Raw genomic sequence first — 14,010 nt, 5'->3', positions numbered from 1 at the left:
AAACAGTATTAGATAATCATTTATCAAAGCTGGTTTTTATTTTAGGAAGAGTCTTTTTAAACGCTTCCTATGGCTATCAAATAATAAACAGCCAGACCTTGTCTATGGTCTGGCTGTTATACATTGTACTTATTTATTACTTGAGATAAATGGATTTTGTATTTCTTTCTATTACTTTACCGATGATTGTTGAATCGGTTTCTCCTTTATCATGCATGTCTTGGACATAATTTGCAGCTTCATCCTCTGACATGGCGATGAGGAGACCGCCCGATGTAATGGCATCACAAAGAATAGACTGCATTAACTCAGAAATATGATTTTCTCGGGCAATGTGAGGTGCAAGGTAGTTAGCATTTGCCTTGGAACCTCCAGGAATAATTCCTTGTTTCGCTAGGGCAGCTGCTCCGTCTAAAAGCGGAATCGTTTCCGAATCAAAAGAAAATGTAACATGACTCGCTTCTGCCATTTCAAATGCATGACCGAGAAGGCCAAATCCTGTGACATCTGTAACGGCATGAGGAGTATAAGCAGACAATGTTTCAGCAGCCGTTCTATTAAGCTGTGCCATTACTTTAGTTACGGCTTTTTCCTGGTCGGCAGTTGCAGCTTCTCGTTTAATAGCGGTTGTTAAAATACCAACACCAAGCGGCTTAGTTAACACGAGAACATCTCCTGGTTCTGCCCCTTTGTTTGCCCATACTTTTTCTGGGTGAACAATACCGGTTGCAGCCAGTCCAAACTTTGGTTCCTGATCATCAATTGAATGACCGCCTACGATGGCAGCTCCTGCTTCGTCTACTTTATCAGATGCTCCTTTCATCATACCGGCTAAAATTTCATCGGGAAGCTCTTTAATAGGAAAGCCGACAATGTTTAATACCGTTGTTGGTTTTCCCCCCATGGCATATATGTCACTTAACGCGTTAGCAGCAGCAATTTGCCCGAACATATATGGATCATCCACAATCGGTGTAAAGTAATCGACCGACTGTACGAGGGCAATATCATCTGTTAGTTTATAGACACCCCCATCATCAGAAGTATCCATACCTACTAGCAAATTAGGGTCTGTCTCTCGTTCAGGTAAGTGACGCAATACTTGCGCCAGATCCTCAGGACCAATTTTGCATCCTCAGCCAGCTTTTGAAGACAGGCTTGTTAATCTGATTTTTTCTTCCTTACTCATACGCTCACCTCCAGTCGGCATCTAGTCTTATTATAATTCGTTTGTTTGCATGAATACAAACGATAAACTAAAATGAAAAAAGAAACCTATCGAAGAAAGGACGAGAAACGATGAAATTAAGTATTGAATTTTGCATGCAGTGAAACTATGCTCCTAAAGCCGTGAGTCTCACGGACAAACTATATGATAAATACAGGGGAGAAATTGAATCAATCCAGCTTATTACTAGTTCTGGCGGGGTGTTTGAAGTTTCATTAAATGGAGAGAAAATTTTTTCCAAAAAGGAAACGGGCGATTTCCCAGATGAAGATGAACTTGTAGAGAAGCTCGGAAGTTAATTTGGAAGGCTTGCCAGAAAAAATTTATTTTTTCTGGCTTTTCCACTAGTAGAAAAGGGTAAATATTAACGGTGAACAGTTTTAACAAACAGAACTGCCGTGAACCCAAGTTTTCTCCCTAATAAAGGAGATTAAAATGAAAGAAAAGTTAAGAAAAATACCGCCTGTTCATGAATTGCAGCAAAATCAGCTTTTTCAGCAAGCAGCTGAACAAATAGGAGAAGAAAAAGTTGTGACTAGCTGGCTGCGTAATGAAGTGGACCTGCTCAGACAAGCATTTCTAGAAAATAGCGGGCCAGATGTACATACAACAGAAGAAATAAAAACATACCTTTTAAAGCGTTTAAAGCTTAAAAGTCAATACTTTCAGGAAGATCGGCTCCAACGTGTGATAAATGCCACAGGTACAATTCTTCATACCAATCTCGGTCGTGCTAGCATGAGTGAGGCAGCAGTAAACAAAGTTGCCATGGCTGCCAGGTCCTATACAAACCTAGAATATGAAATAACTTCTGGACAAAGAGGCTCTCGACACTCTATTCTAGAAGACTTAATAAAAGAGTGTACAGGAGCAGAAGCAGCTATGGTAGTAAATAATAACGCTGCAGCTGTGTATTTAGTATTAAAAGGGTTAACAGAAGGAAAAGAAGTGATTGTTTCAAGAGGACAACTCGTGGAGATTGGCGGTTCGTTTAGAGTGTCTTCCATAATGGAAGAAAGCGGTGCCTCTTTGGTAGAAGTAGGCACAACGAACAAAACTCACCCGCATGATTATAAAGAAGCAGTAAATGAACAAACAGCTATGATAATGAAGGTACATACGAGCAACTTTAAAACAATTGGATTTACAGCTGAAGTACCGTTAAAAGAACTAGTTATTATAGCAAAGGAAAACGAAGACCTGATTGTATATGAAGATCTTGGAAGCGGAGCGCTTTATGACTTCAGAAACCATGGTATCGGGGAGGAACCTACTGTTTCCGAGGCTATAATCCACGGAGCAGATCTTGTGACTTTTTCCGGAGACAAATTGCTTGGCGGCCCTCAAGCTGGAATTATTGCAGGGAAAAAGAAATGGATCGATCGCTTAAAAAAACACCAGCTTGCTAGAGTTTTGCGAGTAGATAAAATGACACTTGCAGCATTAGAAGAAACGCTAAAAGCATATTTGCAAGGAGAAGATGGCGTGTATTCCATACCTGCTGCAAAACGGGTTTTAGAAACAAAACAAGCGGTAAAAAAGCGAGCAGAGGCATTCACTGAATTAATAAAATTATCTGAATGGAAAACTTCTATTAAAGAAGATGTATCGAAAGTAGGGGGAGGTACGATGCCGGAAGTGACGCTCCCTACTGCCGTAGTACATTTACATTCAGGCCATACCCCTGCACAAGTTGTAATAGATAAGCTTCGTACAGAAACGAAACCAGCTGTCGTCGCCCGTATAAAAGAAGAAAAAGCAGTCTTTGATTTCCGCACCATTACAGAAGAAGAAGGTAAAATTATTGCAAGCGCACTGCAAACGATAGAAAAAGAGATGCTGTCTTTATCATAGGTAATTAGAAACCGACGGCTTCTTTAGAAGAAATGCATGCACTGTAGGGTAAGACAGAACTGCTGCTGGGTATAAGTTTCACTTTATATTTGTAAAAAGTTTTGCTATTCTTAGATAGTGGGTGGAAATCATCGAATTTTTCCGGTAATTTTTAAGCGGAAACAAGATTTCGACTTTTTCTTCAATCTGTTATATCATAGTTTTTGAGGAGGGAATACATATGAGTACAAATCAAGATGTCTTTAACGCGCGAAAGTCTTTCACATCTGATGGGAAGACGTATTATTACTATGACATTAAAGCACTAGAGCAAGCTGGCATAGGTAATGTATCCAAGCTTCCTTACTCTATTAAAGTGCTGTTGGAATCTGTGCTAAGACAGTTGGATGGAAAAGTAATTAAAAAAGAACACGTAGAAAGCCTGGCTAATTGGGGACAGGATGAAGGCGGAAAGGAAGATGTTCCTTTTAAACCGTCCCGGGTTATCCTTCAAGATTTCACTGGTGTACCTGCTGTAGTAGACCTTGCATCTTTGAGAAAAGCAATGGCAGATATTGGCGGAGATGCAGAAAAAATTAATCCTGCTATCCCAGTAGACCTTGTCGTAGACCACTCTGTACAGGTGGATGAATTTGGTTCGTCCGATTCTCTTCGACGTAATATGGATCTGGAGTTTGAAAGAAACGAAGAAAGATACAAACTTCTTAGCTGGGCTACAAAAGCATTTGATAATTACAGTGCAGTTCCGCCGGCTACAGGAATTGTCCACCAAGTAAACTTGGAATATCTTGCTTCTGTTGTTCATGCTAATGAGACCGAAAACGGTGAAGTAGAAACATACCCAGACACGTTAGTCGGAACAGACTCTCACACGACAATGATTAATGGACTTGGTGTGCTTGGCTGGGGTGTAGGCGGTATTGAAGCAGAAGCTGGCATGCTGCAGCAGCCATCATATTTCCCGGCACCTGAAGTGATCGGGGTTCGTTTGAAAGGTTCTCTTCCAAACGGTGCAACTGCTACTGACCTCGCTCTTAAAGTGACTCAAACACTTCGTGAGACTAACGTAGTCGGTAAATTTGTTGAATTCTTTGGTCCTGGTCTTGCTGAAATGCCGCTTGCAGACCGTGCAACCATTTCAAACATGGCGCCAGAATACGGTGCAACATGCGGTTTCTTCCCGATAGACCAAGAATCATTAAATTATTTACGCCTTACAGGACGTACGGAAGACCATATTAAATTGGTAGAAGAGTATTGCAAAGCAAATGATCTTTTCTATGAAGACGGGAAAGAAGAACCGGATTTCACAAAAGTAGTCGAAATCGATCTTTCTCAAATTGAACCAAGCTTGTCTGGTCCAAAGCGTCCACAGGACTTGATTCCAATGTCTGAGATGCAAAAGCAATTTAATGATGCTTTAACAGCACCTGCCGGAAATCAAGGATTTGGATTGGCGCCGGAGGATATTAACAAAAAAGCTGAAGTAAAACATCCAAACGGTAAAACTTCTGAACTTGAAACAGGTGCAGTAACAATCGCAGCTATCACAAGCTGTACGAATACTTCGAACCCATACGTAATGATCGGAGCTGGATTGATTGCCAAAAAAGCAATTGAAAAAGGATTGGACGTACCTGAATACGTAAAAACATCCCTTGCTCCTGGTTCAAAAGTCGTTACGCGTTATTTAGAAGATGCAGGCTTGATGCCTTATCTCGATCAACTTGGTTTCAACCTAGTAGGATATGGTTGTACAACGTGTATCGGAAACAGCGGTCCGCTTCCAGAAGAAATTGAGGAAGCTATTGCAGAAAATGATATGCTCGTTTCTTCGGTATTGAGTGGTAACCGTAACTTTGAAGGTCGTATTCACCCGCTTGTAAAAGCAAATTATCTTGCTTCTCCTCCGTTGGTAGTGGCATATGCTCTTGCGGGGAATGTAAATTTCGACATGAACAACGATTCTTTCGGCAAGGATAAAGACGGCAATGATGTGTACTTTGAAGACATTTGGCCGACAGCTGCCGAAATTAAAGAATTTGTTCATAACAACGTATCACCTGAGATGTTCAAAAAAGAATACGAAAGTGTATTCGATAATAACGAACGTTGGAATGATCTTCAATCTGATGAAAACGCGGCATTGTATGACTGGGAAGACGAATCCACCTATATTCAAAACCCGCCGTTCTTTGAAGAAATGTCTGAAGAACCTGAAGACATTAAAGAGCTTAATGACCTGCGCGTCATCGGTAAATTTGGAGATTCTGTTACGACAGACCACATTTCTCCGGCAGGTTCTATTGCAAAAGACAGCCCGGCTGGTAAGTACTTGATGGACAAAGGGCTTAAACCTGCTCAATTTAACTCTTATGGCTCCCGCCGCGGAAACCATGAGGTGATGATGAGAGGTACCTTTGCAAACATCCGTATTAAAAACCAACTTGCTCCGGGTACAGAAGGCGGATATACAACATATTGGCCAAATGGAGAAGTAATGGCCATTTATGATGCTGCAATGAAATATAAAGAAGATAACACCGGTCTTATGGTTATTGCAGGCAAGGACTACGGAATGGGAAGTTCTCGTGACTGGGCTGCAAAAGGTACAAACCTGCTCGGAATTAAAACCGTAATTGCCGAAAGCTTTGAGCGCATTCACCGCAGCAATCTTGTATTAATGGGTGTTCTGCCGCTTCAGTTCAAAGAAGGTGAAAATGCAGAAAGCCTCGGTCTTACTGGAAAAGAATCTTTCAACGTGAAAATTGACAACAATGTTCAACCACATGATTATGTAGAAATAGAAGCAACCGATGAAGATGGCAACAAGAAAACATTTGAAGCTCTTGCACGCTTTGATAGTGAAGTGGAAACAGACTATTATCGTCACGGCGGCATTCTTCAAATGGTACTTCGCAGCAAACTTGCTGAAGCAAGAAGCGCTAAAAACTAAAAGAGAGAAGGCCGAACCTGACTAATCGGGTTCGGTTTTTCTTTCGTTTATATAAAATTTCACGTACCGTAATTACAAAATGAGTATAAAAATCAAATAATTTAGAAAAGCTGTACTTAGTAAGAAAAGCTCAAGCGCCTTGCTCACGAGCAACAAGTCCTGGAGAGGCGGCATATGGAAAGCTGATCTTTGCTTTCCATTGACGAACCGAAGGAATCTCGAGCGAGTAGGCGCTGAGCTAGACATGTAAAACGCCACATATTTATCATTTCTTACCTTTTAAAAAAGAAAAACCAAAAACAATAAAATTAAAAGGAGGGTTTACTATGAATAAAAAGAAACGAATTTCAATGAAAGAATTGTTAGAAGAGAATAAACAAGAAATATTAAAGGATCCATCCATTTTAGAAAAGATTGAAGAAAAATGGGAAAACAAAAAAGCGATGAAGTAATCATAAAAGAAACCGTCTAAAAAAAGTAAAGGATTTTCTACTAAAAACGCACACGTCGATGCACAGGACGTGTGCGTTTTTAGTAGAAGTACGTTTTGTACGGAGCCAAGTATTATTAAACATTTTTTGTCGATTAATACATGACGATTCTTCTTGCTAAAATTACATTGAGAAACCATAATGAATAAAGAAAAGTAAACGAAGGCAGGAGTTATACATGGATAATCTGGACACACCTTCCAACCCAACACCCAACAAAATCAACGTATCTTGGAAAACCACCATTTTAATACTTCTCCTTGTGTATCTGGGCACTCTTTTCTATGTTACTTTATTTGCCTGGAACTATGGATCTTCTTACGGTCCATTAGGTCCTGGAGGGAGAAATTATAATTTAGTTCCGTTTCGCAGCATTTTTCGCATTGCTTATTATAGTCCAGATATCGACAATCCTGTTCGAATACTTGGCGGCAATATTTTTATGTTCCTTCCTTTTGGAATTTTGACAGCTGCTCTTTTTAAGAAAAAACGAAGAGCCGCATGGGTTATCCCACTGTTATCTATTGGTTTATCAACCTTTATAGAAATGAATCAATTTATTTTCACACATCGTGTAGCAAACATTGATGACGTAATCTTAAATACAGCCGGCGGTCTAATTGGAGCTTGGTCTATTTTAATACTTAGATTGATATTTAAATGGATTAAAATAAAATAACCTCGATAGCTAGCTGTTTCTTATATTTTAAGGAACAGCTTTTTTGCACTGTTAAAACGACATCGCGAATTGTTTGATATCCGACAAGAAGAGTTTTAATAATGGGACAGACATATTGATATGTTCTGCTGCGTCCGTTATCAACGACCATTCATCAAATATTATTCATTATTTTTTTATATGAATGAAAAATAAGGTAAAATATAATTAGAGACTTATGATTAAGGAGCGTTTACGTTTTGGCCTTTTCTAACTACGATGCGGTGCAATTGGATATTGAGACATGGGAAAACCAAATGAACTATTTTTCCCCTAAGGAAGTTAAGTATATTTTGGAACAAGCGGACTTGGAAAATGAACAAGAAAAACAAACAGCAGCAAAAATTTATGGTCTGTTAGCTAGAGACCGCTACAATAAACGATATAGATTTGATCCTATGGTAAAAAACTGGATAGCAAAAGGTTTAGAATTAAATGACGAAGAGCCTTTTTTATTAAAACTATCCGCTTTAGAACAAATCGAATATATGAAAGATACTGTCTTTTCTCTTCCTTTAACTTCTATGAGGGAAACCGATCAAAGCAGCGCTAGAAAAAAAGCTGCAGCTCAATTAAAAGATATAGCTGATAAAGAACTTCATGCTCTGCATGAAACGAAAGAATTACTAAACAGCAAACACGATACATTGGAACAATTAGCTTCAGAACAATCCTTTGATTTACATACTCTCGATGAGTTAATAGATAAAGGTCTTGGTTTATATACAACATTGCACAACGCAGCAGATGAATACTTGCGTACAGCCGCAGGATCGTTTTATTCACCTGAGCAAGTGAAGATTATTAAAACAGCCGTAACAGATCTCACAGAACTAAAACAACAATGGCATGAATTGCTGCAGCAGACGGCAGCCATTCCACATACAGAACAAAACCCTTTGGATGAACTTCACCAAATGATTGGATTAACAAGTGTAAAAAATCGAGTTCACCGTTTATATCATTATCTTCAATATCAAAAACAGCGTAAAGAAAAAGGTTATCACTTAAACGATGAACGAAGTTTGCATATGATCCTTACTGGTAATCCTGGAACGGGCAAAACAATGCTTGCACGTCTCTTAGCAAAGATTTACCATCAGCTCGGACTCTTGCAGCGCGATGAAGTACTTGAAGCAGATCGTTCGCAGCTTGTAGGCGGCTATGTCGGACAAACGGAAGAAAAAACGATAAACCTAGTGAAAGAAGCTGTAGGCGGTATTTTGTTTATTGATGAAGCTTACAGCTTGAAAAGAGAAGGCATGTCAGGAAACGATTTTGGACAAACAGCTATTGATACCCTTGTGTCAGCAATGACAAGCGGTGAATATGCAGGAACATTTGCCGTCATTTTAGCTGGATATCCAGAAGAAATGCGGCAATTTCTTAGATCAAATCCGGGGCTTCGCAGCCGGTTTCCTGAAAGCAACCATATCCATCTTCCCGATTACTCAGCCGATGAACTTCTTGAGATTGCAGAGAAAGTTGCGTTAGATAATGATTTCGTCATAAGTGAGGATGGAAAAAAAGAACTTGAAAATCGAATAGAAAAAGAACAAGTTGATGAAACATTTGGGAATGCACGTACAGTAAAAAATATTGTTATGGATGCTATTTTTCAAAAGGGGGCTAAAATTGGGGGAGAATCAACTTCTCACATGGACGATTTCGCTTTGCTTACAGCTGAAGATATGAAAGATCCAGCCCTAACAGAACACACTAAGGACAGTGATTCTCCTTTATCTCGTTTAGATTCGCTTATAGGATTAAAAGAAGTAAAACAGGAAATGAAAAAGCTGGCCTCGTTTATTCATATACAAAACGAACGAAGAAAAGCAGAAATCCCAGTCGCGCCCATCCAGCTTCATACAGTATTTACTGGACCTCCGGGAACAGGAAAGACAACGGTAGCAAATTTATATGCCAGTATTCTAAAAGATATGGGCTTATTAAAACGCGGCCATACTATCGTTTGCGGTAGAAGTGATCTAGTAGCAGAGTATACCGGCCAGACAGCTGCAAAAACAAGGCGAAAGATTAGAGAGGCTCTTGGCGGTGTGCTGTTTATTGATGAAGCCTACTCCTTAGCAGCACCAGGGAGAGGAGATTTTGGAAGAGAAGCGCTAGATACCCTTGTAGAAGAAATGACCAAACATGATGAAAATTTAGTAGTTATTCTTTCGGGATATCAAGGCCCCATGAATCAATTGTTTCAAACAAACCCTGGTTTAGAGTCCCGTTTCAAAAAATCTTTTTATTTTCCTTCTTTTGATCCGGAGGAACTTACGGCCGTCACCGATCAATATGTCCGCAGTTATGGTTATTATTTTGAAAACGGAGCTTTAGATTATTTAAAAGATGTCTATGTAACCATGGATACCTCCGGCAATGCTCGCTTTGCTGAAGATATGGCAGAAGAACTATTTCAACAGCAAGCGTTTCGATTGACAGAAAATAACGAGACAGCGTTAGATGCTTTACGGTTATTAACCAAAGAAGATATAAACGCAGCATTCATCTATAAACAGTCAGAAAGCGGGGACAGAAAAAATGAAAATAGCGGAAACAAAAATTGATGTAAGATATGCAGAAACAGATCAAATGGGAGTAGTTCACCACTCTAATTATATCGTCTGGTGCGAATTAGGCCGTACGAAATTAATAAAAGAACTCGGTTTCGATTACAGCGAATTAGAAGCAGCAGGTATTGTTTCTCCGGTCATAAACATCGACCTTGATTACAAATTTCCTGCTCGATTTGGAGAATCAGTAACGATTTCAACCTGGGTTGATACTTATGACGGACTTAGAGTTGTTTATGGATACAAAATTATTAATCAGAATGGACAGATATGTGCACACGGAAGCAGCAGCCATGTCTGCGTAAAAAAAGATTCCTTCCGCCCCGTCTCTATAAAAAAACAGCTGCCAGAGTGGCATGAAGTTTATGAGAAAAATAAAAAGTCCAACTAAATGAAAGTAAATCTATCATGGATATTCTTTTATAGCGTCAACTTATGGTATAAAGAGAAAGAGGGATCTAGCACTATGGCTTTTGGGATCAAAAAAGAAGAATTAAAAGCGTGGAAAAAAAAAGTAGAAATGGAAGAGATTGCTTTTATAACGCATTATTGGTATGATGAAAGATTCCCTGACTGCCATACCGTAACAAAAGTTGGCTGCGCTAATATTGATAAGCTTGCACAATGGGGAAAGCAATATGGTTTAAAAAAAGAATGGATTCATCAGCGACTTTCATTTCCGCACTTTGATTTGCTGGGCAGTAATCAAATTCATATTCTTGAAGCAGAAGGGCAATATCATCAGATTGCACGCTTTTCCTTATATAAGTCAAAAGGTTTAAAAACGGATCATAGCAGGAAAAGATAATCAGTATACTCGTGGAGGGATTACAAATGAAAGTTACACAAGAAGAAATTATCGACGCATTAAACGTAAAGCCATCTATTATTCCAAAAGATGAAATTGAAACTCGTAAAAATTTCATGAAAGAGTATGCCAAAAAGACCGGAGTAAATGGATTTGTACTGGGAATTTCCGGCGGTCAAGACTCCTCTTTAGCTGGAAAATTAGCGCAGATGGCTGTAGATGAATTGAATAATGAAGAAACTAAATCATATACATTTATAGCGTTAAGGCTTCCATATGGTGAACAATTTGATGAAGAGGACGCTATTTCTGCAATGGATTTCATTTCACCTACTCAATCAATAACTGTTAATATAAAAGAAGCAGCCGATGCAGCAGAACGTGCTTTTGAAGAAGCTACAGACAGAAAAATGAGCGATTTTAACAAAGGGAATACAAAGGCAAGAGAGCGTATGAAAGTACAGTATGATATTGCCGCTGAATATGGTTGTCTTGTTATAGGAACCGATCATGCTGCAGAAGCGGTAACTGGTTTTTTCACAAAGCATGGAGACGGGGCTTGCGATATTGCGCCGTTGTTTGGCTTAAACAAACGGCAAGGAAAAGAACTTTTAAGAGAATTACAAGCACCATCTCAATTATTTGAAAAAGTACCGACAGCTGATTTAGAAAGTGATAAACCAGGATTGCCAGACGAAGAAGCTTTAGGAATGACATATGATCAAATTGATAACTTTCTAGAGGGAAAACGTATCGATCCAAAAACGGAAGAAAATCTTATAAAAAGATATGAACAAACCGAACACAAACGGCAATTGCCAGTTACCATTCACGATGATTGGTGGAAATAAAAATAGGTACTTATTTCAAACGAATCTTTCCCGGAATTTCCGGGACTTTTTCTGACTGCAATGATAGATCAGGCTTCTGATGGGAATGGGAGAGAGGAAAGAAGATGGACAAAAAATATTGGCTCTTGCTTGGCTTAACACTCATTCTAGGTTTTTTTAGCGGTATGTTTGTTCAATCACAGCGAGGAGCAGATAGCGGGGAACAATTTTATCAAACTGTCTCCGCCGACTCTGAACATTTACTGGAAATGGAGGAGACTGGCCGGGTAAATCGTTTTGATATTACGGTTCATGAAGCTTACATAGTGAATGAAGAGGATAGTCGTTATGTTGTTGTCGACGTTTCATTTTTTAATACTTCAGAGGAAGCGAGAGAAATTCCCCTTTTTAACACTCTCGTGATTGATGAAGAAGGTCATGCATCAGAATACGAATCGAGGCATGATGATCAACGTCTCATAGGAGGACAATTACGTCCAGAGGGACTTCGCCGTGGAACGATAGCTTTTCAAGTAAATCCTTCTTCTCATTATGAGTTTTCCTACATGGACCATACCGGCAGGGGAATGGCCACTTGGAATTTGGAGTTAAATGAGGAAAAAGAAGGCAATACAAATGAAAAAAGCTGATTGACACATGCATTCGACAGCATCAGACGGGGGATATACCCCGTCTGAATGAATGCAAGCATGTTATCAAATAGAGTTGTCAATCGTTGCACTAACAGACAGACACAATAAACGGTATAAAAACGTACACCAGGTTTAACTATTATAAACCGTATGGAAGTATCTACGAAATTTAATGGTAAAAGTGTACATATGGCTATGGAATTAATATAAAAATCAGTCCTAGAAGAACAGAGAATAATGCATGGAAACGGCTGCATGTAATGCCGCAAAAAATACAATCGTTAAAAATCATTCTCTAGAACATGTGGATGGAGGTAATGTCGGCCCTCCGCATGGAGCTAGGGCTTTAGTTAAAAAGCATACACGCTTTCATTGCAGAAACTTTTGATAGGTACTTTGGCAAGAGGGTCGGCATATGGAAAGCTGATCTTTGCTTTCCATTTCCGAACCGAAGGAATCTCGAGCGAGTAGGCGCTTGCGCTAGACATGTAAAACGCCAAATATTTATCATTTCTTACCTTTTTAGAAAAACTCGGCTTGCCTCCGTCCTATGCCAGAAGATCGGGAAAAAGAAACGGACAGAAACCTTTCGAGGCTCTGATTTTTATCATTAACAATACATAGAACCCTACGACTGCCATTTCTGTATCTTTAGCAAACAAACTGCTAGAAACAATTGAACAAAAAAAAGATAAAGAAATAATCCGCGGATTGTTATTGCCTATTTTTCAATTTCATGATATTTTGTAGAACTAAAGAACCCGTAATGAAACAAAATAATAGAGAGAAATAGAAATAAGACGAAGGAGTAAGAGAGACGTATGCCTATTAAAGTACCTGACCATTTACCGGCAAAAGATATATTGACTAAAGAAAATATTTTCGTTATGAATGAAAGCCGTGCGTACACACAGGACATTCGGCCTCTTAAAATTCTGATTTTAAATTTAATGCCTTTAAAAGAAACAACAGAAACCCAGATTTTAAGAATGCTCGGCAATACCCCGCTGCAAGTAGATGTATCATTTATGCATCCGGATACACATCAATCTAAAAATACTCCTCAAGAGCATTTAGCTGCTTTTTATAAAACCATTGATGAAGTGAGTTATCGAAAATTTGATGGAATGATCATCACGGGGGCACCGGTAGAGAAGCTGCCATTTGAAACTGTTGATTATTGGGAAGAATTAACAAAAATTTTAGAATGGAGCAAAACCAATGTAACTTCTACTCTTCATATTTGCTGGGGAGCGCAAGCTGGATTATATTATCACTACGGTGTGCCAAAATATCCTTTGCCAAAAAAGAAATTTGGAATTTATAAACATAGTGTAAATAATCCAAATCATAATTTGCTGCGAGGTTTTGATGATGTGTTTTATGTGCCGCATTCAAGATATACAGAAACAAAAAGAGAAGACGTCGAGAAAGTAGACGACTTAGAAATATTAGCAGAATCAAAAGAGGCCGGTTTATATATTGTTTCTGCCCAAAACGGGAAACAGATCTTTGTAACAGGTCATAGTGAATATGATACAGAGACCTTACGGGACGAATTTGAAAGAGATAATAAAAAAGGTCTCTCTACAGATATTCCAGATAATTATTTTCCAGAAGATAATCATTTACTCGATCCTCCTTTACGCTGGAGAGCCCATTCAAATCTATTGTTTACCAATTGGCTGAACTACTATGTTTATCAGCAAACACCTTATGATTTCGCTTGAAATAAGGTTTAAAGCACTCGGATCTGTATAAGAAAAGCACCTTATACAGATTTTTTTTGCACTGTTTAAAATGTCTAGTTCCAGTCCACAACCCTCACATGCAGACTATCCATGCAGCAAGCAGGGAGTTGGACAGGAGCTTGATACTTCTGCAGTTCTT

12 protein-coding genes and 1 pseudogene are annotated in these 14,010 nt (G+C 39.0%); 11 read left to right on the top strand and 2 right to left on the bottom strand.

What is annotated here, in order from left to right; translation table 11 throughout:
• Positions 1–136 precede the first annotated feature (136 nt).
• On the bottom strand, positions 137–1,189 hold the full coding sequence (gene selD, locus FZF09_RS09960) for a selenide, water dikinase SelD (protein WP_158736438.1): 1,053 nt from the start codon (positions 1,187–1,189) through the stop codon (positions 137–139).
• Between the two features lie 155 nt (positions 1,190–1,344).
• Here selD and FZF09_RS23040 point away from each other — a divergent pair.
• The 10 genes and pseudogenes from FZF09_RS23040 to FZF09_RS09910 all read left to right on the top strand — a co-directional run.
• Positions 1,345–1,527: pseudogene (locus FZF09_RS23040) on the top strand (Rdx family protein); the annotation flags it as partial.
• A gap of 136 nt (positions 1,528–1,663) precedes the next feature.
• On the top strand, positions 1,664–3,082 hold the full coding sequence (gene selA, locus FZF09_RS09950) for an L-seryl-tRNA(Sec) selenium transferase (RefSeq protein WP_158736436.1): 1,419 nt from the start codon (positions 1,664–1,666) through the stop codon (positions 3,080–3,082).
• A gap of 220 nt (positions 3,083–3,302) precedes the next feature.
• A complete protein-coding gene (gene acnA, locus FZF09_RS09945; RefSeq protein ID WP_158736435.1) occupies positions 3,303–6,038 on the top strand; it encodes an aconitate hydratase AcnA in 2,736 nt (911 codons plus the stop codon).
• Between the two features lie 326 nt (positions 6,039–6,364).
• Entirely contained in the window at positions 6,365–6,490 is a 126-nt protein-coding gene (locus FZF09_RS09940) for an FbpB family small basic protein (RefSeq protein WP_158736434.1), read from the top strand.
• 217 nt (positions 6,491–6,707) lie between these two features.
• The gene (locus tag FZF09_RS09935; protein WP_158736433.1) at positions 6,708–7,208 is read left to right on the top strand and encodes a VanZ family protein; all 501 of its coding nucleotides are present in this window, start codon (positions 6,708–6,710) and stop codon (positions 7,206–7,208) included.
• Between the two features lie 239 nt (positions 7,209–7,447).
• The gene (locus FZF09_RS09930) at positions 7,448–9,823 is read left to right on the top strand and encodes an AAA family ATPase (RefSeq protein ID WP_158736432.1); all 2,376 of its coding nucleotides are present in this window, start codon (positions 7,448–7,450) and stop codon (positions 9,821–9,823) included.
• On the top strand, positions 9,798–10,220 hold the full coding sequence (locus tag FZF09_RS09925; protein ID WP_158736431.1) for an acyl-CoA thioesterase: 423 nt from the start codon (positions 9,798–9,800) through the stop codon (positions 10,218–10,220). Before FZF09_RS09930 ends, FZF09_RS09925 begins: the two co-directional genes overlap by 26 nt.
• 75 nt (positions 10,221–10,295) lie before the next feature.
• Positions 10,296–10,637, top strand: coding sequence for a hypothetical protein (locus tag FZF09_RS09920; RefSeq protein ID WP_158736430.1), 342 nt, complete (start codon positions 10,296–10,298; stop codon positions 10,635–10,637).
• 26 nt (positions 10,638–10,663) lie between these two features.
• Complete coding sequence (nadE, locus tag FZF09_RS09915; protein ID WP_158736429.1) at positions 10,664–11,488, top strand: ammonia-dependent NAD(+) synthetase; 825 nt, start codon at positions 10,664–10,666, stop codon at positions 11,486–11,488.
• 104 nt (positions 11,489–11,592) lie between these two features.
• Positions 11,593–12,117, top strand: a complete 525-nt coding sequence (locus tag FZF09_RS09910; RefSeq protein WP_158736428.1) for a DUF4352 domain-containing protein — start codon at positions 11,593–11,595, stop codon at positions 12,115–12,117.
• 353 nt (positions 12,118–12,470) lie between these two features.
• On the opposite strand, the gene FZF09_RS09905 is transcribed toward FZF09_RS09910, so the two are convergent.
• A complete protein-coding gene (locus FZF09_RS09905; RefSeq protein ID WP_158736427.1) occupies positions 12,471–12,608 on the bottom strand; it encodes a hypothetical protein in 138 nt (45 codons plus the stop codon).
• A 333-nt stretch (positions 12,609–12,941) separates the two neighbouring features.
• On the opposite strand from FZF09_RS09905, the gene metA reads away from it, so the two are divergent.
• Positions 12,942–13,850 (top strand): homoserine O-acetyltransferase MetA, encoded by a 909-nt coding sequence (gene metA / locus FZF09_RS09900; protein WP_158736426.1) that lies wholly within the window; start codon positions 12,942–12,944, stop codon positions 13,848–13,850.
• Positions 13,851–14,010 lie beyond the last annotated feature (160 nt).

Source organism: Alteribacillus sp. YIM 98480 (assembly GCF_009765375.1).
Taxonomy (GTDB): Bacteria; Bacillota; Bacilli; order Bacillales; family Marinococcaceae; genus Alteribacillus.
This window is presented reverse-complemented; position numbering and strand designations above follow the sequence as displayed.